Origin of the sequence: Granulicatella sp. HMSC31F03, assembly GCF_001807725.1 — a bacterium.
Classification (GTDB): Bacteria; Bacillota; Bacilli; order Lactobacillales; family Aerococcaceae; genus Granulicatella; species Granulicatella adiacens.
Genome location: NZ_KV790853.1, coordinates 392 through 22,753 on the forward strand (window position 1 = coordinate 392; position 22,362 = coordinate 22,753).

Consider the following 22,362-nt stretch of genomic DNA (forward strand, 5'->3'; position numbering starts at 1 on the left):
TTCTTGTTTTATTTCTGGAGAATAATAATTATTTCTCCCTTTTTTAACTATCTCTAACCCATAACGTTCAATCAATTTAATCATGTAGGAAAGATTTCTCGCATCTATACCGAACATATCTGCAAGTCGTGAGTAGCTAAATCTCTGTTTTCTGGGGGCAAAAGCAAGTGGTGAGCCGGTGCCAATCGTCATCTCAGGACCTGGCATCCGTCAGGATAAGGTCGAACATTACGACGAAATCTCTTGTGCCGAAGGAGCCATCAACCGCATCAAAGGCCGCGAATTCGTCTGGACACTGCTCGATTATCTAGAGGTGGTGCCGAAACAGGGGAGCTAAACAACAATAGAATAAACTTAAAAAACCGGGGCGAGTGCCTCGGTTTTTTGTGTAACAAAAAGATAAATGCATTACATTGTGTTGACATTGAACGTAAAAAGATGTACGATGTACGCATAAAGAGGTGATAAGGATGGCAACATCAAATTTAAATATCCGAATGGATAAAGATATTAAAGAACAAGCAGATCAATTATTTAATGAATTAGGATTGACGATGACAGCAGCAGTAAATCTATTTTTACGCGCTAGTATTCGAGAACAAGGTATTCCTTTCTCTCTGAAATTGGATAAATTTAATAAAGAAACTATTGAAGCAATTGAAGAAGGAAGAAAGATTGCTAAAGATTCAAACGTTAAAGGTTATCACACAGTGGATGAATTGAAGAAAGCGTTGGAGCTATGACTAAATATGAAATTCGTTTTACAAATCGCTTTAAAAAAGATATTAAACTTGCAAAGAAGAAAGGTAAAGATCTAGATAAATTATTTGATATTATCGAGAAGCTTGCTTAAGGAGAAACGCTTGAAGAAAAATATAGGGATCATTCTTTAATAGGAGATTATAAAGGAACGATAGAGTGTCATATAGAACCAGCTTGGCTTCTGATTTATGAAATTCTTGAAGATATATTAGTTTTTCTTTGCAAAGGATTGGAAGCCATTCGGATTTGTTTTAAATTATATTGCCAGGGAGCTGTTCTAAGGCTCCTTTTTTTGTGTTTAAAAAGGCGTATTTTCCGAAAAAACAAGCAAATTAATGAAAATTAAGACTAAAAAATTAAAAATAATTTTTCTACAGAAAGTAAGAATAATTCCCGCAAATGAACATTACGAATATATAAATCATAAATTCTTATATAAAATTCAATGTAATAATTAAAATTAAATAGGATAGCTGCATTGAAAAGAATACTGAAAAGATTTGTGAGAAAAAATGTAGCATTCTTTATATGATACGGTTTCTTCTAAGGAGAAGAATTAATGAGGACTCCAATTTGCAACTAATATTATATATTTTTAAGAGACGCTATTTAGTATTTGAATAGCGTTTTTTGCATGCAAAATAGCGCCTCAGAAAAGCAAAAAGTAGCATATATGCTACAGTAGCAAATATGCTACAATTAAGAAAATGGAGGTGTTCAAATTGGGGAAGAAATTTAAGATTACAATGGACATGGCAATGCAGTTAGAAAACTACGAATACAATGAAATGATTCGACTTGCTGCAGTGTTAAAAATCTTGCAAGACGATGGAGTAACACCAGAAGTATTAGAGCATTGGGGATTCAAGAGAGACGGGGAGTGGTACTTGAGATTTCCTTTATCAGATGTTAAAGAGGGGGTGGATGGCAGTGACTTCTTCTTTGAACAAAGTATTCACGATGTTATCTTCAAAGTATCCTGACTTCGAGAAGGACTTATTAAACGAAGTAACGCTTCAAAAAGTTGCGCTAAGTATTATTAAAATGCGCCTTGAACAAGGATTGAATCAAGATCAGTGTGCAGAGAAAAATGGAATTGTACGAACTGTACTCAATAGAGCCGAAAGTGGTCATCATAATCCGACTGTTTTAAGTTTAGTAGACCTTGCAAGGCAAAATGGATATGAGGTTGGGATTAAGATGAAGAAAATGAAGTTTTAAAACTATAAAATTACAAAAGAGATGAGGAATAAATATGGAAGCAAATAAAGAATTAATTCATTATGCAACTTTACTATCAAAGATAAATAATAAAAAATATGAGAGTTATGTAGTGTCGAGAATTGTTCACCTACTTAATGATACTGAAATTCAATTCATCCCTCAGCAACTAGTCAGAAAACCTGACGGGAAAAGATATCTTATAGATTTGTACTTTCCACAATTTAAGTTGGCAGTGGAGGTTGATGAGCCATATCATAATTCGCAAGTTGAAGAAGACGAGTTGAGAGAACGGGAAATAATAGAATTGACGAATAGTGATTTTCGGAGAATTAATTGTGGATGTGAGGCAACTCTACACAGTGTACATAAAGAAATTGACGATTTAATTAATGAAATTAGAGAATTTAAAAAAAAGACGGTTGGATTTGAACCTTATTCATATAATAATGAATATTCAGTTGCATACTGGTTAAGGAGGGGACAATTGTCAGTTGAAGACAACGCTAAATTCCGGACCCATGTAGATGTTTTGAAGTTGTTTAACTTGGATTTTGGTTCTCATCAAAGAGCCACGTCTCCGTTATCTGATAGCTATCAAATTTGGTTTCCAAAATTGTATAAAAATAAAGAATGGGATAATTCTATTTCTAAAGATGGAAAGATTATTCGTCAAGCTAAGATGAATAATGAAAAAATGCAATACGGTAAGATAAGAGAATATTCGTATGTGTTTGCGCACCATTCCAATGAACTTGGAGAGACATTTTATAAGTTTAAAGGTTTATTTAAGTGTATTAAACAATCTGAGGACGAGTTAAAATATCATCGAGAAAATAGTGTTTTAGATTTATTTAATAAAAAGTACTAGCCTATCACGGTCGAATGAGAAAGAATATTAAATAATAATGGACACGAGTATAATTCATGAATTATATTCGTGTCTTTTTTATGATAAAGCGGTTAAATTTAGACTAAAACATGATATACTGAGTAATGAGTAAAGACTTCTGGATAATATAATTATTTGGAACAAAAAAGTGATATATAACGAAATAATGATGGGAGAAATCTAGATGACGGATTTATTGATTGCAAAAAATAAGATGTCTGAAGAAGATATCAAAAATACATTCATTACGCCAGCTATTCATGCAAAAGGATGGAAAAATGGAACTGATATTTTGTACGAATATTCTTTTACTGATGGTAGAGTAGAAGTTCATGGAAGACGTACGAGAAGAAAACCACAAAAATTTGCAGATTATCTATTGCATTACAATTCGAATAATCCAATTGCAATTGTAGAAGCAAAAGATAATAATCATTCAGTTGGTGCGGGTATGCAACAAGCAATTAATTATGCGGAAATTCTAGATGTTCCGTTTGTATATTCATCTAATGGAGATGGTTTTGTAGAGTTTGATAGATTAACAGGAAAAGAAAGAAATTTAAGCTTAGAGGATTTTCCGACGAAAGATGAATTATGGACAAGATATAAAGTTGCTACGAATCTTTCAGAAGAACAGGAAACGCTAATTAATGAACCATATTATTTCACAATGGGGTCAAAAGAGCCAAGATACTATCAACGAATTGCTATTAATCGTACGGTAGACGCAGTTTCTTCTGGGAAGAATAGAATTATGTTTGTTCTTGCTACTGGAACAGGGAAGACTTTTACAGCTTTTCAGATTATTCATCGTTTAATGAAGTCTGGATTAAAGAAAAGAGTTTTATTCTTAGCGGATAGAAATATATTAGTAGATCAAACGATGTTAAATGATTTTAAACCTTTTGGGAATAGAATGATTAAAATTGATGCTGATTTACTGAATTCTCCAGAAAAATTAAACTCTTATGAAGTATATCTAGGGTTATATCAACAATTAACAGGTGACGATGGAACTGAGACACACTATCAAAAATTTGGGAAAGATTTTTTTGATTTGATTGTTATTGATGAAGCTCATAGAGGTTCAGCTAAAGAGGATAGTAATTGGAGAACTATTTTAGATTACTTTAGTTCAGCTACTCATATTGGGATGACAGCAACTCCTAAAGAAGATAAAGTTACATCTAATGCGAAATATTTCGGAGTACCAATTTATATGTATTCGTTAAAACAAGGTATTGAGGACGGTTTTTTGGCTCCATATAAGGTGATTAGAGTAAATCTTGATGTGGACGTAACAGGTTATCGTCCTGAAAAAAATAAAGTGGATGCAAAGGGGTATGAAGTCCCTGACCGTATATTTAATAAAATTGATTTTGATAAAAATATGGTGATTGATGATCGAACACAAAAGGTTGCTAAATACGTATCGGATATATTAAAAGATACTAATAGTAGGTTTGATAAATCCATTTTCTTCTGCATAGACATTGAGCATGCTTCTAGAATGAGGCAAGCACTTGTAAATGAAAATAGTGACATGATCCTTAAAGATTCGAGATATGTTATGAAGATTACAGGAGATGATTCAGAAGGAAAGGCACAATTAGATAACTTTATTGATCCAAAATCTAAATATCCAACTTTAGTTACAACTTCAAAACTACTTACAACCGGAGTAGATGCTAAAACATGTAAGTATATTGTTTTAGATTCAAATATAGGTTCTATGACAGAATTTAAACAAATCATTGGACGTGGAACTCGATTGGATCCAGCAAATCATAAAGAGTATTTTACAATTATTGATTTTAGAGGGATAACAGATTTATTTGCAGACCCAGAATTTGATGGGGAACCAATCAATATTGACGATGGCGATGATGATGGAGGAGACACTGGTTCTACAACTCCTGGATATCCTCCGGTAGGACCAGACATTATTGGCCCAGATGATGACGATGATGATACCGGGGATAAAATTAAAGAGCCTAAGAAATACTATATAAATGATAGAGAAGTTAAGATAATTAATGATGTTGTACAAATTATTGATGAAAATGGAAAGTTAGTAACGGAAAGTTTGACAGATTATACTAAGAAAAATATTCTTGGCCAGTATGCTACTTTAGATGAGTTTATTGCAGCGTGGTCTTCGTCTGAGAAAAAACAAGTCATTGTTGATGAATTAGAAAAAAATGGCGTCTACTTAGAAGAAATTAGAAAAATTGAAAAGATATCTGCAGATGAAATTGATGATTTTGATTTACTCTTAAAATTAGCATATGGGCAAAAGCCTTTAACTAAAGCAGAAAGAGTAAACAATGTTAAGAAGAGAGGATATCTATATAAATATTCTGAAGAAGCCAGAGCAGTGTTAGAAGTTTTACTTGAACGTTATATGAATATGGGCTTGAAACAAGTTGAAGAAATTTCGATACTTAAATTACCAGAATTTAACAAATTTGGTGGCGCGGTAAATATTATTAAAATATTTGGAGATAAGCAAAAATACAAAGATGCAGTAAAAGAGTTAGAAAATGAGATATTTTCAGCTGCTTAATAAGGAGATTGTAAATGGCAACACATTCATTTGTAAAAAGAATCCAGGATATCACCCGTAAAGATGCAGGTGTTAATGGAGATGCTCAACGTATTGAACAAATGTCTTGGCTACTATTTTTAAAGATTTATGATAGTCGCGAAGAGGTTTGGGAAATTGAGGATGATAATTATGAATCCATTATTCCAGAAGGCCTAAAATGGAGAAATTGGGCGCACTCTGAAAAAGGAGAACAAGTTTTAACAGGGGATGAATTGTTAGATTTTGTAAACAATAAATTGTTTAAAGAACTTAAAGAAATACAAATTACTCCTCAAATGCCTATAAGAAAACAGATAGTTAAATCTGCTTTTGAAGATGCAAACAACTATATGAAGGATGGAATCCTTCTTCGCCAGGTAATTAATGTTATTGATGAGGTTGATTTTAATAGTCCAGAAGATCGTCATTTGTTCAATGATATCTATGAAACTATTTTAAAAGATATTCAATCAGCGGGAAATGCAGGTGAATTCTATACTCCACGTGCCGCAACTGACTTTATTGCAGAGATGTTGCAACCAAAATTAGGAGAAAGAATGGCCGATTTTGCGTGTGGTACAGGTGGATTCTTAACCTCTACGTTAAATATCTTGAGTGAACAAAGAAAAACTGCGAAAGATACAGAATTGTATAATCAATCCGTATATGGGATTGAGAAAAAAGCATTCCCACATTTACTCGCAGTCACTAATCTATTCCTTCATGAGATTGACGATCCAGAGATTATTCATGGGAATACATTAGAGATGAACGTTCGCGATTATACGGAAAAAGATCAATTTGACATTATTATGATGAACCCTCCATTTGGGGGTAGTGAACTGGACATTATCAAGAATAATTTTCCAACAGATTTACGAAGTAGTGAAACTGCCGATTTATTTATGGCAGTTATTATGCATCGATTAAAAGAAGATGGACGAGCAGGTGTGATTCTTCCAGATGGATTTTTATTTGGTAATAACGTTAAGAATACTCTGAAAAAGAAACTGTTAGACGAATTTAACTTGCATACAATCATTAGATTACCTCATAGTGTCTTTGCTCCGTATACGGGTATTCATACTAATATTCTCTTCTTTGATAATACTAAGAAGACTGAGTCTACTTGGTTTTATCGTTTGGATATGCCAGAAGGCTATAAGAATTTCTCTAAGACAAAACCAATGAAATCAGAACATTTTAACCCGGTAAGAGAATGGTGGGAAAATAGAGAAGAAATAATTATTGATAATTTCCCTAAAGCAAAGAAATTTACACCATCAGAATTAGCAGAATTAGATTATAATTTAGATCAATGTGGATTTCCGCAAGAGGTTGAAGAAATTTTAGAACCGATGGAACTAATTAGTAAATATAATGCTAAAAGAAAAGAGTTAAATGAAAAAATTGATTCTGTGTTAGCCGAAATTATTCAATTGTTAGAAGGTGATGAATAATCATGACACCCGAACAATTAAAAGCTAGTATTTTACAACGAGCTATGGAAGGGAATTTGGTCCCACAAGATCCAAATGACGAACCCGCCAGCGAGCTCCTTAAAAGAATTAAAGCAGAAAAAGAAAAACTCATTAAAGAAGGAAAAATCAAGCGAGATAAAAACGAAACCGAGATTTTTCGAGGTGATGATGGTTTAAATTATGAGAAGTTCCCAGATGGGACAATTGAGAGGTTGATATTTGATTTTGATATTCCTGACACATGGGAATTAACTAGATTAAGAAATATTGGTAATATTATTTCTGGTGGTACCCCAAAAACCACTGAAAAAAGTTATTACAACGGAAATATCCCATGGATTACACCGTCAGATATGGGTAAACAACAAAATAGAATTTATTTTGGAAGAGCAAGTAAATTTATTAGTGACATAGGATTAAACAATTCGTCTGCTCAAATGATACCCGCTAATTCAATAGTGTATTCGAGTAGAGCGCCCATTGGTCATATCAATATCGTTAATACAGAATTCACTACAAATCAGGGGTGTAAATCTATTTATCCACTATTTATTGATAACGAATTTTTATATTGGTTATTAAAAAATCGTACTACTGATATACAACAACGGTCTAGTGGAACAACTTTTAAAGAAATCTCCGGAAGAAGTTTTGGTGATACTATTGTTTGTATCCCTCCATATCAAGAACAGAAGCGCATTACTAGGAAGATTAGTAGTATACTGAAAAATATAAATAATTATGAAAAATACTATGCGGAGCTTGAGCAACTTAAGAAAGATTTTCCTGAAAAATTACGTAAATCCATTTTGCAATATGCAATGCAAGGAAAATTAGTCCCTCAAAACGTAACGGATGAACCTGTTGAAGTTCTACTTGAAAAAATCAGAGAAGAAAAGCAAAGATTATTTGAGGAAGGTAAACTTAAAAAGAAAGATTTACAAGAATCCATTATTTATCAAGGTGATGATAACTCATATTATGAGAACAAATTCCCGAAAAATTGGATAATTACAACATTATGTAACATGGGGGATATTTCAACAGGTAATACTCCATCCAAAAATAATTATTCTTATTGGAGCAACGGAACTATACCTTTTTTTAAACCCGCTGATCTTGTACAGAAAAAAAATATGCATACCGCCTCTGAATATTTATCTGTAGAAGGTTTCAAAAAAGCTAGATACGTTGAAAAAGATTCAATTTTAGTTAATGGAATAGGTAATATTGGGGTTACCGGCATAGTAAAGAAAGAAGGTGCATTCAACCAACAAATGCACTCAGTAAAGCCTTACAATTATATTGATTCAGATTTCTTATTTTATTTATTTAATACTAATTTTGTACAAGAACAAATGATAAATAATTCTTCATCAACTACAATACCCATTCTGAATAAGAAAAAGTTTTCAGAATTAATAGGTGTTTTTCCCTCTTTACAAGAACAAAAGAGAATTGTATCAAGAATTGAAAAAATTAATTTTCTTATTAAAAAGATTTAGTATTGTTGTAATTACCCTATAGTTTAATTTTTGCATTAAATTGTTTTATACCTGATATAATATAGTGATGTGCGGTGGAATTTCTATTAATCATAATAGGAGATGCAGCATGATAAATTTTGAACAATATTTAAAAAATAAGGGTCTTTCGAAAAATACTATTAAAGCTTACATTTATAGCACAAATTTTTTCCTGAAAAAATATTCTATATCAATAGAAAATCTATTAGAATATAAGGGGTATTTGATAGAAAAATATAAACCAAAAACCGTTAATTTAAGAATTCAAGGCATCAATAAATTCCTCGAATTCTCAGGACAGGAAAATATAAAACTTTCTTTCATCAAGATACAACAGAAAACATATCTGGAAGATGTTATAAGTCATGCTGATTACTTATATCTGAAGCGTAGTCTAAAAAAAGACCAAAATCTAAAATGGCATTTTGTCGTTTGGTTTTTAGGTGCTACAGGAGCAAGAGTAAGTGAACTAATTAGGTTGAAAATCGAACATATAGAAGTCGGATATTTTGATATTTATTCTAAAGGGGGAAAAGTTAGAAGATTGTATATCCCCAAAAAACTTAGATTTGATACTTTAAGATGGTTATCGAATTTAAATAGAACTAGTGGTTATTTATTTATAAATAATCAGGGGAAGCCTATCACCCCTAGAGGAATATCACAGCAACTTAAAAATTATGCTAAAAAGTACGGCCTTCATCCCAAAGTTGTATATCCTCATTCCTTCAGACACTTATTCGCGAAAAATTTTCTTCATAAATATAATGATATATCATTGCTGGCTGACCTAATGGGGCATGATAGTATAGAAACAACAAGAGTTTATTTAAGAAGAAGTACATCAGAACAGCAAAATATAGTTGATAGAATTGTAACATGGTAAATAAATAAACAAGCATATTTAAATATGCTTGTTTATTTTATTTTCTAGAAGATTTACGTAACTATCTATTATTGTTATTTTTTCGACGATTCTTAGTTGCATAGTTTTATTAGGAATACCTATATACATTTTCTGAAGATGAGAGTAGTGACGAGAATATCCTCTATTTCGCAAATCTAAACAACAGAATTTTAAACATAAATATCCAAATTCAGAGTTTATATAAATTGGCTCCATAAGTTTAACTCCATCTGCACCCACGACAAAATCAAAGTTAACTAATTTAACTATACGAGTGTGATCTCCAAACACTATTATTGGTTTAGAATGTTGATAAAGTTTATCTTTAGAGTGGGTATATCCTTCGACTAATTTTTTCGATTGGCTAACAACTGGATATAGTCCTTCTTTTAATATTTCCGACTGCCTTATTTGATATTTTTTTATAGGTATTGTTCTAAATATATCTTTAACTCTCAGAAATAGCCAATTTTCTCGTTCTCCCTTTAAATCTATCATCTCATAATATGAGTTATCATCACCTTGATAAATAATGGATTCTTGTAAATCTTTCTTTTTAAGTTTACCTTCCTCAAATAATCTTTGCTTTTCTTCTCTGATTTTTTCAAGTAGAACTTCAACAGGTTCATCCGTTACGTTTTGAGGGACTAATTTTCCTTGCATTGCATATTGCAAAATGGATTTCCGTAGTTTTTCTGGGAAATCAGAATTTAGCTTTTTTAGTTCGTAGTAACAACAAGAGTACTTCTCGAACTTCGGTATAGCTTTAAATAAGATTTCAACGATTCGTTTCTGTTCTTTTAAAGGAGGTATAGGAATAAATAAATCTAATATTGTGTCTCTTGAAATTCCAGGTATTAGTGACTGGCCCTTATTTTTCAAAATAGTGATAGAATTTTGTAAATAGAAAAATAGGTAATCTGAATATATTTTAATCCCACTTATGGCCATAACCTGTCTAGCTATATAGGCTGCTTTAAAGGGATTAAAAGCCAATTCCCCAATAGTTCCCTTTACAGTTATTAATATATCTCCTCTATATGAAAGAACAGAATTATCATCCGTATACCTATTTGTCATGATTTTTAAATTGGAAAAATTACTAGCGCCTGTAATATATGGATAAGTTTTAAATTCTTTATCTGAATACTTTTCTTTCGGTAAATCTCTTCCTGAAGTTAACTTAATTATATTATTGAGTTTAACCCATTCCCAAGACACAGGTATTTCAAAAGGAACATCAACTTGTTTAACACTTCCATCTTGGAACTTCTCATAATGTAAATTAGAGGAAGTAAAGTAGATATATTAAAATAAAAAAATGTTGAATAGAGAAATTTAATTTTTTATGGAAGGAAAGACTATCTTTGCAAATATGCTATAATTAATCTAAATACAGAGAGCTTTTATGATTTGAGGAGAATGAATGATTAAGTCTACTGAAAAGTTAAAAATGCGTTTTGATAAGTACGATAAAATTAGTATGGTAATTTGTGGGGCTCTTATAGTAATTAATTTGCTGTCTATAATCTATTTGAATGATTATATTTTTATTGGATCGATTATTCCATTAATACTCTTTTTAATAATTAAGAATATAGGAGAAACTATTAGAGAGAATCCTATTGATAATGTAGATTTATTATATATTAATGTTCATAAACGATTTAAAAAGTATCGATATTATTCTTTTATATTAGCTACATGTCTTCATTTAGTAGCGAATTATTTATTTCATTGTTATGACCTTGGGAGGAGACTTTATAATACTTCTTTTCTAGTGGGAATTAGAATACTGGTGATAATATACGTAGAATTTATATTTTTTGGATTATCGGCTTTTGTGTCTAATCTACTATTTAAAGCGGTTAGTCCCTATGATTTTAGGAGTGACAAAATTTTTTATTCTAAAGATAAGTATTTAATAAGAGTTTGGAACTTTTTATATCATAGGAAAGAAGTATATAATTCTTTCCAAGGTAAAAAGTCCTATTTCAAAATCTGGAGAGAAAACAGAAATATAATTGTTGCCGATAAAATTAGCGATTTAAAAAAAGAACTCCAATCTCTCGATGTTAATTTTCTGAAGAAAATGTATCTTTACCTTTTGTATCCATATGACTTTGGAGGGAATACAGAGATTCAGATGAACTATTTAATAGAGAGGATACCAAAGGTTGCTGGTTTTCTCATTCCTATCTTACTAGGTTACTTTTTTAATGGATTCCAAACCTTACACGATATATTAATTATCATTCTATTATGTATGTTCGTGTGGCTGATAGAGTTTGTCTTAGTAGTTTTATGGAACTGGATAACTCGTAAAAATCTTCTGGAGCAAATTAAAGTATTTCTCCCTCTACTTATACAAGAAGAACTAGAAAATCGAAAAAGTAAACGTAAGTATAAAAGACCACATAGATATAAATAAAAGGCTCTTTGTCAAATAGTGTTGATGAAGAATTTTAGGAAGGGATTAAGCAACTAATTGTTGCTTAATTCCTTTTTGTTATTAAAATAATCCTGTTCCTAAAGTGATATTAGTTTCTAAAGCCATAGGCATTTCTTTTGAGTACTTTTAGTAATCTAGGAAAAGAATAAAGATGTGTTATTGGATTTTCTTTTCTATAAACTATGTTATTATGGAGACAGATAAAAGAAAATTTTCACAGATTATAAATCGGTAAATACTGTATGGAAAGTAAGATAATTTTTACAAAATTAAATAAAAGGGAGATAAGAAATTATTATGTGTTCAAATTTAGACAGTGCAATTCTCGAAGCTCAGAATCAATACGATAGTGCCAAAACGATAATTGAATACAAAGAAGTTGAGAAAAAAGTAAAAGAAATATATAAACACTATCAAGACTCAGAAGAGGTGGCAAATCTATATCTAAAAATTCTTAGCACATTGTGTTGGAAACAAGAACCATCTGAATGGGGAGAAAGTGCAGAGGAAGCAAAGTGTGTATATGAAAAATATTCCACTTCGGAAAATATAGCCAAAGAATATTTTAATTTTCTTGTTAACTTGTGTTCGAAACAAACAGGAGATAAAGAACTTGCTCAAATAGCCAAAGAAGGTAAACGAGTATATAAGCAAATCGATTCTTCAGAATCTATCTCAGAGGAATATATTAATTTTCTTATGGAGTTATCTTGGAAACAAAGAACTGCGACAGGGTTGAAAGAAACCGCAGTTGAGGCGAAGAAAATATACTCTAAATGTAGTTCTTCAGAAGGAGCAGCAAGAAAATATCTGACGATTCTTGGCAATTTGTCATGGAAACATAGAGAAGGAACTGCTAGGAAAAAAACGGTAGATGAAGCGAAAAGAGTGTATAATCAACATATAATTTCTGAAAATATCTCAATAGAATATATTCGAATACTTGTTGTCGTATCCTATATATCAATAAAAGAATATCCTCTTGAGGAGATAGCAGAGGATTTAAAAGAAGTATATGACCTATTTCAATATTCAAAAAATGTTGCGAGTGAATATCTTAGTATTCTGCTTAGATTAGTAAAAAAACAAGAAGAAGCAAACAAAATAAAGAAAACGGCCGAAATAATAAGTGAAATATTAGAAGTACATGATCAATTAATCTATAAAGTTGACGATGATATTGATTCCTGGATGTTTTCAGATAATCTAATGAATAATGATACAGAAAAGATTTTGAATTATTTAATGAACATTACTGCTCCATTTGAAACTAAAAATCTTTTCAGTAAATCAAAATATGGAATTTTATTCAATTCTCGGAAGAGCTTAAAAAAAGAAGAGATGAAAATTTTAATAGAAATATTTTATTTAGTGCAAAAAATTAAGAATCAGTTAATTGTGAGATATCCTTCACTGCTAAAGTTTGGACACTATACTTCTGGGAAAGTAATGCAAATGTTATTAAAACAAAAAGATGAAGAAAAATATGCAATTGTGTGTAAGAGTAGATTAAGCAATGTCAATTATATGAACGATCCATCCGAGGGGAAAATGTTAAATCAAATCTTACAATTAGATTCAACATTTCAAAAGATATCTTTAAAACCAAGTCCATGGTTTTTAATGAGTTTAACTACATCTATTGATAAACTCTCCATGTGGTCTCAATACGGAGATCGAGCCGAAGGTGTATGTTTGGTTTTAAATTCTTGTGACTTTTCATCAGTCAATTTTCCATCAGATATGGAATGGTTGACGCTTAAAAAATCTAGTTTAATGTCTAATGAAGATTTAGAAAATGTTGTTTCTCGGGGAAATATAGACTCAAAAGATTTTCTTTACCGAATCGGATATTTAAGCATGCAAAGTGAAACAGAAATATCTTTAAGAACTGAATTTAATAAGTGTTTTAATGAAAAAGAAATTGAAAACATCAATAATTCATTACAAGAATTGAAGGGGATAGTGAAAGTAATTGATCGAGAATCAAACCTTTATGAAAAAGTTAATGAGTGCTTAGAAGAGATTCGTTATTTATTTAAGTCAGCTGAATACAGTTATGAATCTGAATTGAGAGTCCTTAAATATATGCCTCTAGAACCAGATAATAAAAAAATTAAAATTGATGATTCTGGGGAAGTTGCGAAACTTTATATAGAACGTGATAATCCGATTAAAATATCCGAAGTTATATTTGGCCCTAAATTTCCGAATCCAGAAAATGTGACTCCTCTTCTTCATCTTTTAGATAAGAATATTAAATTCAGACAATCTAAAATACCATTTAAATAAATGTAGAATAATATTATTTTTTAGATTATGATAGTATTCAAACTTTTCAAAGGAATTAAGCAGACACCCACTGCTTAATTCCTTTTTTTATCTCCGCCACCTCCTGCTTTTTCTTTCCCCCCTATGCTATAATAAACATGAATAGAGAGGGCTTTCAGGATTGGAGGAGAGAGGATGAATGGTTTTTGTTTAGTGATACCTTTATTAATCATTCGATTTGGATGGTTATCCGTCTTGAATAAACAAGCAGTTCAGCGGGCAGGATATTTTGCTCCTGTTCAAGTGGGAGAGGTTCTTCCTTCTTATATTTATCAAGTTTCCAATGTCGTTTTATTTTTATATTTATTTGGAACTAAAATAGAAGCAGATTTTTCCATTTACTTCTATGCAGGGATTATTTGTTATTTTATAGGGATTATTTTGTGTTTGATTGCTACGATGAATTTTGCTTTTCCTAATGCTGAAGGATTGAATACTAATGATCTGTATCATTTTTCGCGTAATCCGATGTACATCGCTTATTTTGTTTATTTTCTTGGCACTTGTTTATTGACGCAATCAGGTATCTTATTTGCGATATTGATGTGTTTTCAAATTTCAGCTCATTGGATTATTCTTTCGGAAGAACGATGGTGTATAGAAAAATTTGGGGATTCTTACAAAGAATATATGGAAAAAGTTCCTCGCTATCTTTAGAGGAATCCTTTCCCACCTATGCTATAATAATCTTGAATAGAGAAGGCTTTCATGATTGGAGGAGAAGAGGATGAAGGGAAGACAATTATTTGCATCAGCGCTGTGTGTATTGGCGCTGGCGGCGTGCAACAAAAGGCCTGAAGAAGCAGTGACAACCACCGAGGCACCAACCACCGTTCAAGAGGCGACCACACAGCAGACGACGGTGCAAGCAGTACAAGAGACGTATTTTGAACAGTTGCATTTAGCGTATAATCTAGTGGCTAAGGATGCCGATGCCCAGTCTGGCTTGCAAGCAGCTAAAGAGGAGAGCCAGAAGTTGATTGCCGCGCACCCAAGCGACAAGGCCATGATTGAGAAGCACTATAAGGACTTGGAACGTCTCGTTCAGCATAATTCAACGGGATTTGCCGAATTTATGCAGGATTGGAACCAAAGAAGAGACCAGCACTACGAACCGCTTCAAGAAGCGCTGGATTTAACAGCGGCGAAGGTGAACGGCGAGGCTACCTCTTGGAATATGATGGGGAAGGTGACGGCGAATGACTATCAGATTCTTATCGTAGATGCTTATATCGACAATACCAACCAGCAGGCGTATCTCTTTGGCTACAAGGGGGATGAACCGATTTTCTTACAGGCCCGTTCTGTCTCGCGAGATACACTGAAGGATGCGAACTTTGAAGAAGTGGAGAATGCGGATCTCCGGGCAGGATTCCTCAACAATGTTACTTGGAAACCCAAAGCGCCCCAAAGTAACCCATCGATTGCGGATGTGATGGCCATTTACGCACGTAAGAAGGGCGAAGTCTATGAGCGCACGAGTCCCGCGACACAGCGGTTGTTCTATGATTTAGCCGTTCCAGACCAGCTCTTCCAATATGCGACGGTTGCTGGAATGAATGCGAAGTTTACATGGGGAGAGCTCACATTTAAACAAGGCGACGTCCCTTATGAAATCGTGGAGTGCTATGTGTCCGAATCCGGAACGACGGTGATTGTCTTTGCCAAAGTCTGCAATGGCAAAGTGATTTTAATCGGGCAAACAGCACCAGAGACGGTGAAGAACGCGGATGGAACAATCAAGTCGAGCACCGTGAACCTCCAGCCGTACAATAGCGAAACACTATCACGCGCAACGTGGTAAGACAGGAGAAGTAGAATGACAGAAGTACAACAACTCGAATCCTTAATGAATGAGATGCTGCCGGGATTGCAGCTGTTTGCTAGAGATATCAACCTCACGCCGGAAGAAGAGGCGTGTTACCGAGTCGGAGAGGTCGTTCGTAATCCCGCCTTTACCGATGCGACGAGTCGCGTTGGGGGGATGGTGACGACGCACCGTTTCAGCATTTTATCGAACCACCTTTTTGATTTGACGAAGGCGGAACACGGCACCAACTGGGGGCTACATGTGGCCAACCGAGACAGTCACTTTAAGGTGCTAGACATTTATGAGCATGAAGGCAAGACGCAGATTCTCCTCTTGCATTTGCCGGACGATTATCGTTGGAAATGGATGGAGCATGTGACGCTAGATCTGCCGGTGGACATCGTGGCCGATAGCAGGGAGCGATTCGCCTCCAAGGCCCACGCCGAACCGATTCCAGAGGTGACAAGTCCCGAGTGGCTTGACCGATGCGGTTTTGCGCCAGGTCTGGACATCAAAGGCGAACTCTTCCCAAATGAAATCCCAATTGCGTCTCAGATGCAAAAAGTAAAAGATGCCTCTTTCCATAGCTTCTACCATCAACTCGTCTACGTTCGCTGTGCATCTCTGATCGAAGATGTGATGCCAGAAGTGGCCAAGGCAGGCGATACGGGGCTCGTCCTCTACGGCTATATTGACGAGGAGGCTGGCGTGTCGTTCCAACCACTATGGGTAGCAAAAGAGGGCGAATCGACGCTAGACATGCGCCTTATCCCCGAAGAGACGATGTATCTGATTCGTCTAGCGAACCTTGATGACTGCGAGTTCTGTTCGATGAAATGGATTGAAGTCGATTCCTATATTGTAGACCGTGCAAGACGCGTTATTGCGGAAGTGTATGATACGAAAAGCAAGGAAAAAGAAGAGACACGAACCTTCCAAGGCCTCGACCAATTCCGCCACCGCGAACATCCCGATGACTTTGGCGTAGCGGTCTACTACGAAGACAAGAGCAAAGATCCAGAACGCTTGTGGGTGCGCATTTCACGCGTGGAAGGCAACCAGTGCTATGGCAATCTGTTGATGGATTCGAAGCATCCAGACGGGCCGAAAGAAGGCGACGAGATTATGTTTAGAGTTCTTCAGGATGAAAGCGGCGAGCTCGAAGTTGTGTCGGTTCAACCGTAAAAATCCATTATATAAAGTATGAAATTTGAAAAATAAAATTGGAATTTGAAATGTTATTTTGGAGGGAAAAGAATGTTTGGAAATGAAGAAACATTAATTGTTGTTTATAAGGATGAGATGGTTCTTAATCAATTTAAGAAATTAGTGGAATCTCGAAATAGAGATCAAGAATATTTAGCGAATCATCCTGAATTAAATATTATCGCATGGAATGAGAAGACATGGTTAAGCAATAAAAAGGCAGGTAATATTAAAGGTAAAATTTTATATTTAGGGCAACTAAGTGGGACAAAGGAACTGATTCCAGTTATTGATACTAAATTTCAAAAATATGGGGTATGTTTCGGATGGGCTGGAAATCAAGCTGTTTTATACGGTAATCATAAGTATTTTAAAACAAAAGAAGAATACTTAGAGTTTGTATCTGCTTTGAATGAATGTTCTGTTCCTGAAAGTATAAAAAAACCGATAAATGCATCGTTTGGTGAAGAAAATGATGTAGAAATACAGAATGATGAAGAAGTTGTGGAACCTATAGAGTCAGAAAATAAGAAAGGTTTACTATCTAAACTAAAAAATGGTATAGGTAAGGGAGTTGCTTTAGCTAAAGAAATGTCATCTGACTTAAAAGATGGTTGGGATAATTTAACTAGAAGTAAAAAAGCTGTTGTCCGTCAAATGTTATTTTTCGGAGTAGATAATATATTTAAAGATGGATTAGACGAATTTGTTAAGTCATAGGGAGAATAGGGATGAGTACTAGCAAAGAATTTTTATCAGGATGGGAGTTTATGTCAGATGCTATGGTGGCAAATATAGCGGCTGGAATGGCAGATGCAGATATTCGTAATAATATGATGATTAATCAAAAAATTGCTATAGATAATCAGCTAGCGCAAAAAGTGAACGAATACATTGAACAATTCAAAATAAGTATGAATAATCATCCTTATAAGAATTTACCTGCAGAACAGTTTAAAGGTTATGTTGCAGAAGGGTGGCATCAGCATACTTTTAATATTGATGCACAAGAACATGGGTCAAATCATAGGGCGAGGACACTTGATAGTAATGAATTTGGTTCAGTAGATATTGAGACTAATTTTGGAAAAAACTATAGTCTCAAGTACTCAAATACAGCAAAAAGTTCTGAGAACATGCAAGCTGTGTTAGAGATTGGGACAGGAAAAGCAAAATATAGAAGTCAGGAAAGATTAATTCCTGCGGAACAGGTGCCTGAAGCAAAATCATTAGCTAGAAGAAATGCACTAAAAAATTCGATTACGCGTCCAGAAGTAGCAGCTGCCCACAATGAAGTTGAAAATAAATTAGTGGGAACTATTTCTGATGACAATGGCATAAGTAGTAGAAAACTCTCTGTTAAGGAAGCTAAACAAATTGCTGAAGAGGTTAAAAATAATGAGTTTGATCCTGAAAAACACGGATATAAGAAACGTGTTCTAAGAAAGCCTGTTAAAATAAAGTATTTTCGAGGAGCAATGAAAGCAGGGATATCTGCTGCGTTTATATCTGCAGCTATGCAAATTGTACCTGAACTTTATAAGGTGATAGTGCATCTAATAAAGAAAGGTCAATTAAGTATAGATCAACTAAAACGGTCGGGAAAGAAAATACTTTCTGCTAGTGGGGAGGCTTTCTTAAAAGGAGCAACAGCATACAGCTTGGAAGCTTTAATTAAGCAAGGTGTATTTGGTCAAGTTATAAAAAATATGAATCCATCTGTGATAGGAGCAATGGTATTAATAATTTCCGAGACTGTAAAAGATAGTTTACTATTAGCTGCTGGCAAACTTTCGCCAAGAGAAATGGGCATAAAATTTGTAGATAATACAATCAATACGTCAATTATGCTAGCGACTGGATCGATATTCCAAGCTTTAACACCTAATCTACCTGTTTTTGGATATTTGATTGGAACATTATTAGGTAGTGCTATAGCGGTTGTATTCAATATTGGGAAAAATAAATTTATTTCATTCTGTGTAGATTCAGGATTTACAGCGTTTGGTTTAGTAGACCAAAATTATCAGATTCCAGAAGAAGTTCTTAAAGAAATGGGTGTTGATGTTATACCAATATCTCGTGTTGAAGTTCCAACGGTAGAGATTGAGAGAACACCAGTGGGTAGAGATATTAGAAGAATCGATTATGATACCATTAAATTTACAGTATTAAAAAGAGGTTTAATTGGTGTTAATCGTGTCGGATATGTTACAGGATGAAAATAAGGCTTCCAGGACCTTTCGGATTCTATAGTAATGGAAATAACGAGTGTAATCGAAATGAATTAGGGCGTCAGTTGATTTTATCAACATGACGCCCTTTGAAGTTCGATAGGCAAAGAGACTTAGGCTCTTGCCGGTACAGTTATTTCCTTTACTATGAAGATATCCGAAAGGTCAACAGAAGCCATTGCAGCCCTAACACTATGAAGGTACCGAGGGGTTAATTTTGTCTCTTTTCTGACAGAATATCGATTTCCTTGATTATAAAAAGAAGTATGCTATAGTGAAGGTGTAGATAGTGAATACCTCACAACACTAAAACCAGAAAGAGCATTGGATGGTCAAGATCCAATGCTCTTTTTTTGTTTGTACTAATGCGCGCCGTCCGCGATTTCCGCGATGTAGAAGCTTGGGGCATAGCCGATTTCTTCGGTGTAGACTTTGGCAACATTGGCCTTAAACGCGTCGATATGATTCTTATGCACCAGCGCGATGGCACAACCGCCAAAGCCTGCGCCTGTCATACGCGCGCCAAGGACACCGGCTTGTTCCCAAGCGGTATGTACGAGTGTGTCGAGTTCCTTTCCGGTGACCTCGTAATCAAGTTCGGTAGAGAGGTGACTTTCGTTCATCAGACGTCCAAAGTGGGCGAGGTCGCCTTCTTTTAAGACACGAGTCGCAAGCACCGTGCGTTCATTTTCGCTCACGGCATGACGAGCACGTTTCACAAATAGTTCGCTGGATAGGTGATACTTCAACTCATCGAACTGATCGATCGTGAGGTCCCCCAGACTCCGGATAGCCACATGCTCTTGTAGTTCCTTCAAAGCAATGCGCGTTTCGGCAAAGCGTTCGTTGTATTTCGAATCAGCCAGTTCGCGACGTTTATTCGTGTTCATAATGACGATACGATAGTCGCCGAGTTTCACTGGAACGAGTTCAAACTCCAGCGTTACACAGTCGAGGAAGATAGCGTGGTCCTTCTTGCCCATCCCCACAGCGAACTGGTCCATGATGCCGGAATTGACACCAATGAAGTCATTTTCAACACGTTTCCCAACCTTCACGAGCCCCAGTGTGTCAATGCCTAGAGTATATACTTTGCGAGCGATGACGCCCACGAGCAACTCGAAGGAGGCTGATGATGAGAGACCCGAGCCGTTCGGGATGTTTCCGTAAAATGCGATGTCCATACCGTGCGGAAAATCGAAGCCGAGGTCCGCCAAGTACACGAAAACGCCCTTGACATAGTTCGCCCACGAGTCACTGCCCCTGTAAGCCAGGTCGGTCATATCGAGTTCGCGTATACCATCCTTCGGAAAATTGTCCGAATAAAGACGAAGCTTCTTGTCCGAACGTGGCTTCACCCACGCATAAGTCCCCAGTGTAATTGCACAAGGAAAGACATGCCCGCCGTTATAGTCGGTATGCTCCCCAATCAAGTTCACACGTCCCGGCGCAAAAAAGCTCGCCTCCGGCTCCGTGCCATATACCGCCACAAAAGTCTGTCTTAATTGTTCTGTAATTTGTCCCATCTCATCACCGCTTTCTATTTAGTCACCTTCATTATACGCCAAATTCTTCGTAAAAAAAGAGGCGTGTTGGATTTCCCAAAAGAAACCCAACAACACCTAAAAATCTTCCAGTAGCACATCACGTTGAACGGTTGCCCCTTTAAAGTTCGATAGGCAAAGAGACCTAGGCTCTTGCCGATTGTTGTACCTAATATTGTGAAGTTCAACAAAGAAAGGTCACTGAAGATTCTTGCGGCACTTCGCAAACTATAGAAATGCTGAAAAGAGACAAAAATCCCTCGGTTCTATAGTGTGAATGGTAAGGAAGAACAACCAATGTGAAATACTGACTCTAGGGGAAAACCCGTAGAGTCAGTTTGAAGCTTGGTAGGAGCCAAGACGTAGGCTTGGTCCGGTGTCCTTACCATCAACACTATGAAGATACCGAGGGAATAATTTTGTCTCTTTTCTTATTTGTTCTATCACATTATAGTTTAACGCAGAGTGTAGCGATATAGTCGTTGCCGTAACGTGATAATCGATTCCTTTTATCGCATGATTCATAAAAATCAATCATCGCGAGACCGTTCTTGAGTTGCCCTCTAATCTGTGTTTCTAAGGTATGGCTAAATTCATATCCATATTCTGGATTGATGGTGATTTTGCCTTCCTTTTCAAGCTCTTTTGAATTAAAAGGGAGAGAAAACTGTAACAGTAATTCCTCATCGGGTTGGTCCCATACAACATCAGCATCATACATGTATATCCATGGGTTCATAAATCCGACCATTAACAAGCCACCCTTTTTCAATACGCGAGAGGCTTCTTTATACATATTTTCTAAATCTTCTATATAGACATTTGAAACCGGATTAAAAACAATATCAAACGTTTCGTCTTCAAATGGGAATGGTTTTGTCAGATCACCTTGAACGGTAGTGATGGGTAAGCCTTCTCTTTTAGCCACCATCTCATCTCTTTGTAATTGTGATGTGGAAAAATCCATGATGGTGACATCATACCCTTTTGCAGCAAAAACGGGACCCTGCTGTCCGCCACCACAAGCTAACCCTAATATCTTTTTTCCATTGGCTTTTTCAAACCATTCTTGGGGAACTTTTTTCCCAATCGTTAATGCAACTGAAATTGGAACTTTTCTAGCTTCTTCTAATGCTTCATGTGTCAATGGCTCAGTATAGGTATTTTTTACATTATTCCATCGATCTTGATTACTTTTTATATAATTGCTCATCTCTTGCCACCGCTTTCTGTATTCTCAGGTTCATTATACTATTGATAGGAAAAGTAGGGAAGTGTCTACTGCATTTCAATACAGAAGCGCTTGAAACTATCTAGCCTTTTTCCGCCATCCAATTAAAGAAGTATAAACAAAATAAGGGCTTCTGGGACCTCGCGGATTCTATAGTAATGGAAATAACGAGTGTAAT

19 protein-coding genes and 2 pseudogenes are annotated in these 22,362 nt (G+C 35.0%); 17 read left to right on the forward strand and 4 right to left on the reverse strand.

What is annotated here, in order from left to right; genetic code table 11:
- Nucleotides 1-192: pseudogene (locus HMPREF3106_RS09660) on the reverse strand (hypothetical protein); the annotation flags it as partial.
- Here HMPREF3106_RS09660 and HMPREF3106_RS09540 point away from each other — a divergent pair.
- From HMPREF3106_RS09540 to HMPREF3106_RS04865, 10 genes and pseudogenes are all read left to right on the forward strand, one after another.
- Nucleotides 179-337 (forward strand): hypothetical protein, encoded by a 159-nt coding sequence (locus HMPREF3106_RS09540; protein WP_160313161.1) that lies wholly within the window; start codon nt 179-181, stop codon nt 335-337. The pseudogene HMPREF3106_RS09660 and the gene HMPREF3106_RS09540 overlap by 14 nt on opposite strands.
- A 133-nt stretch (nt 338-470) precedes the next feature.
- Nucleotides 471-743 carry a type II toxin-antitoxin system RelB/DinJ family antitoxin gene (locus tag HMPREF3106_RS04825; RefSeq protein ID WP_070444699.1) on the forward strand — a complete coding sequence of 91 codons (273 nt, stop codon included), beginning with the start codon at nt 471-473 and terminating at the stop codon, nt 741-743.
- Nucleotides 740-1,017, forward strand: a pseudogene (locus HMPREF3106_RS04830) (type II toxin-antitoxin system YafQ family toxin). Before HMPREF3106_RS04825 ends, HMPREF3106_RS04830 begins: the two are co-directional and overlap by 4 nt.
- 467 nt (nt 1,018-1,484) lie before the next feature.
- Nucleotides 1,485-1,745: a hypothetical protein gene (locus tag HMPREF3106_RS09420; protein WP_070444701.1), complete on the forward strand. Its 261-nt coding sequence runs from the start codon at nt 1,485-1,487 to the stop codon at nt 1,743-1,745.
- The gene (locus HMPREF3106_RS04840; protein WP_168160696.1) at nt 1,687-1,983 is read left to right on the forward strand and encodes a helix-turn-helix domain-containing protein; all 297 of its coding nucleotides are present in this window, start codon (nt 1,687-1,689) and stop codon (nt 1,981-1,983) included. Before HMPREF3106_RS09420 ends, HMPREF3106_RS04840 begins: the two co-directional genes overlap by 59 nt.
- Before the next feature lie 34 nt (nt 1,984-2,017).
- On the forward strand, nt 2,018-2,854 hold the full coding sequence (locus tag HMPREF3106_RS04845) for an AbaSI family restriction endonuclease (protein ID WP_070444705.1): 837 nt from the start codon (nt 2,018-2,020) through the stop codon (nt 2,852-2,854).
- 205 nt (nt 2,855-3,059) lie between these two features.
- The gene (gene hsdR, locus HMPREF3106_RS04850) at nt 3,060-5,441 is read left to right on the forward strand and encodes an EcoAI/FtnUII family type I restriction enzme subunit R (protein ID WP_070444707.1); all 2,382 of its coding nucleotides are present in this window, start codon (nt 3,060-3,062) and stop codon (nt 5,439-5,441) included.
- A 14-nt stretch (nt 5,442-5,455) separates the two neighbouring features.
- The gene (locus HMPREF3106_RS04855) at nt 5,456-6,922 is read left to right on the forward strand and encodes a class I SAM-dependent DNA methyltransferase (RefSeq protein WP_070444709.1); all 1,467 of its coding nucleotides are present in this window, start codon (nt 5,456-5,458) and stop codon (nt 6,920-6,922) included.
- Between the two features lie 2 nt (nt 6,923-6,924).
- Entirely contained in the window at nt 6,925-8,448 is a 1,524-nt protein-coding gene (locus HMPREF3106_RS04860; protein ID WP_070444712.1) for a restriction endonuclease subunit S, read from the forward strand.
- 109 nt (nt 8,449-8,557) lie between these two features.
- Nucleotides 8,558-9,355: a tyrosine-type recombinase/integrase gene (locus tag HMPREF3106_RS04865; RefSeq protein ID WP_070444713.1), complete on the forward strand. Its 798-nt coding sequence runs from the start codon at nt 8,558-8,560 to the stop codon at nt 9,353-9,355.
- Nucleotides 9,356-9,373: 18 nt separating this feature from the next.
- Here HMPREF3106_RS04865 and HMPREF3106_RS04870 read toward each other — a convergent pair whose 3' ends face one another.
- Entirely contained in the window at nt 9,374-10,597 is a 1,224-nt protein-coding gene (locus tag HMPREF3106_RS04870) for a restriction endonuclease subunit S (protein WP_070444715.1), read from the reverse strand.
- A gap of 205 nt (nt 10,598-10,802) precedes the next feature.
- Between HMPREF3106_RS04870 and HMPREF3106_RS04875 the strand changes: the two genes are divergently transcribed.
- From HMPREF3106_RS04875 to HMPREF3106_RS04905, 7 genes are all read left to right on the forward strand, one after another.
- Entirely contained in the window at nt 10,803-11,807 is a 1,005-nt protein-coding gene (locus HMPREF3106_RS04875; protein ID WP_070444717.1) for a hypothetical protein, read from the forward strand.
- 318 nt (nt 11,808-12,125) lie between these two features.
- Nucleotides 12,126-14,120: a DUF2971 domain-containing protein gene (locus tag HMPREF3106_RS09265; protein WP_083281601.1), complete on the forward strand. Its 1,995-nt coding sequence runs from the start codon at nt 12,126-12,128 to the stop codon at nt 14,118-14,120.
- 174 nt (nt 14,121-14,294) lie between these two features.
- A complete protein-coding gene (locus HMPREF3106_RS04885; RefSeq protein WP_070444719.1) occupies nt 14,295-14,816 on the forward strand; it encodes a methyltransferase family protein in 522 nt (173 codons plus the stop codon).
- A gap of 70 nt (nt 14,817-14,886) precedes the next feature.
- Entirely contained in the window at nt 14,887-15,963 is a 1,077-nt protein-coding gene (locus HMPREF3106_RS04890; protein ID WP_070444721.1) for a hypothetical protein, read from the forward strand.
- A 15-nt stretch (nt 15,964-15,978) separates the two neighbouring features.
- The gene (locus tag HMPREF3106_RS04895; protein ID WP_070444723.1) at nt 15,979-17,154 is read left to right on the forward strand and encodes a hypothetical protein; all 1,176 of its coding nucleotides are present in this window, start codon (nt 15,979-15,981) and stop codon (nt 17,152-17,154) included.
- A 72-nt stretch (nt 17,155-17,226) separates the two neighbouring features.
- Complete coding sequence (locus HMPREF3106_RS04900) at nt 17,227-17,895, forward strand: hypothetical protein (protein ID WP_070444725.1); 669 nt, start codon at nt 17,227-17,229, stop codon at nt 17,893-17,895.
- An 11-nt stretch (nt 17,896-17,906) separates the two neighbouring features.
- Nucleotides 17,907-19,397 (forward strand): hypothetical protein, encoded by a 1,491-nt coding sequence (locus tag HMPREF3106_RS04905; RefSeq protein ID WP_070444727.1) that lies wholly within the window; start codon nt 17,907-17,909, stop codon nt 19,395-19,397.
- 374 nt (nt 19,398-19,771) lie between these two features.
- Here HMPREF3106_RS04905 and HMPREF3106_RS04910 read toward each other — a convergent pair whose 3' ends face one another.
- Entirely contained in the window at nt 19,772-20,935 is a 1,164-nt protein-coding gene (locus tag HMPREF3106_RS04910) for a galactokinase (protein ID WP_070444729.1), read from the reverse strand.
- 466 nt (nt 20,936-21,401) lie between these two features.
- Complete coding sequence (locus HMPREF3106_RS04915) at nt 21,402-22,166, reverse strand: class I SAM-dependent methyltransferase (RefSeq protein WP_070444731.1); 765 nt, start codon at nt 22,164-22,166, stop codon at nt 21,402-21,404.
- Nucleotides 22,167-22,362: the final 196 nt, after the last annotated feature.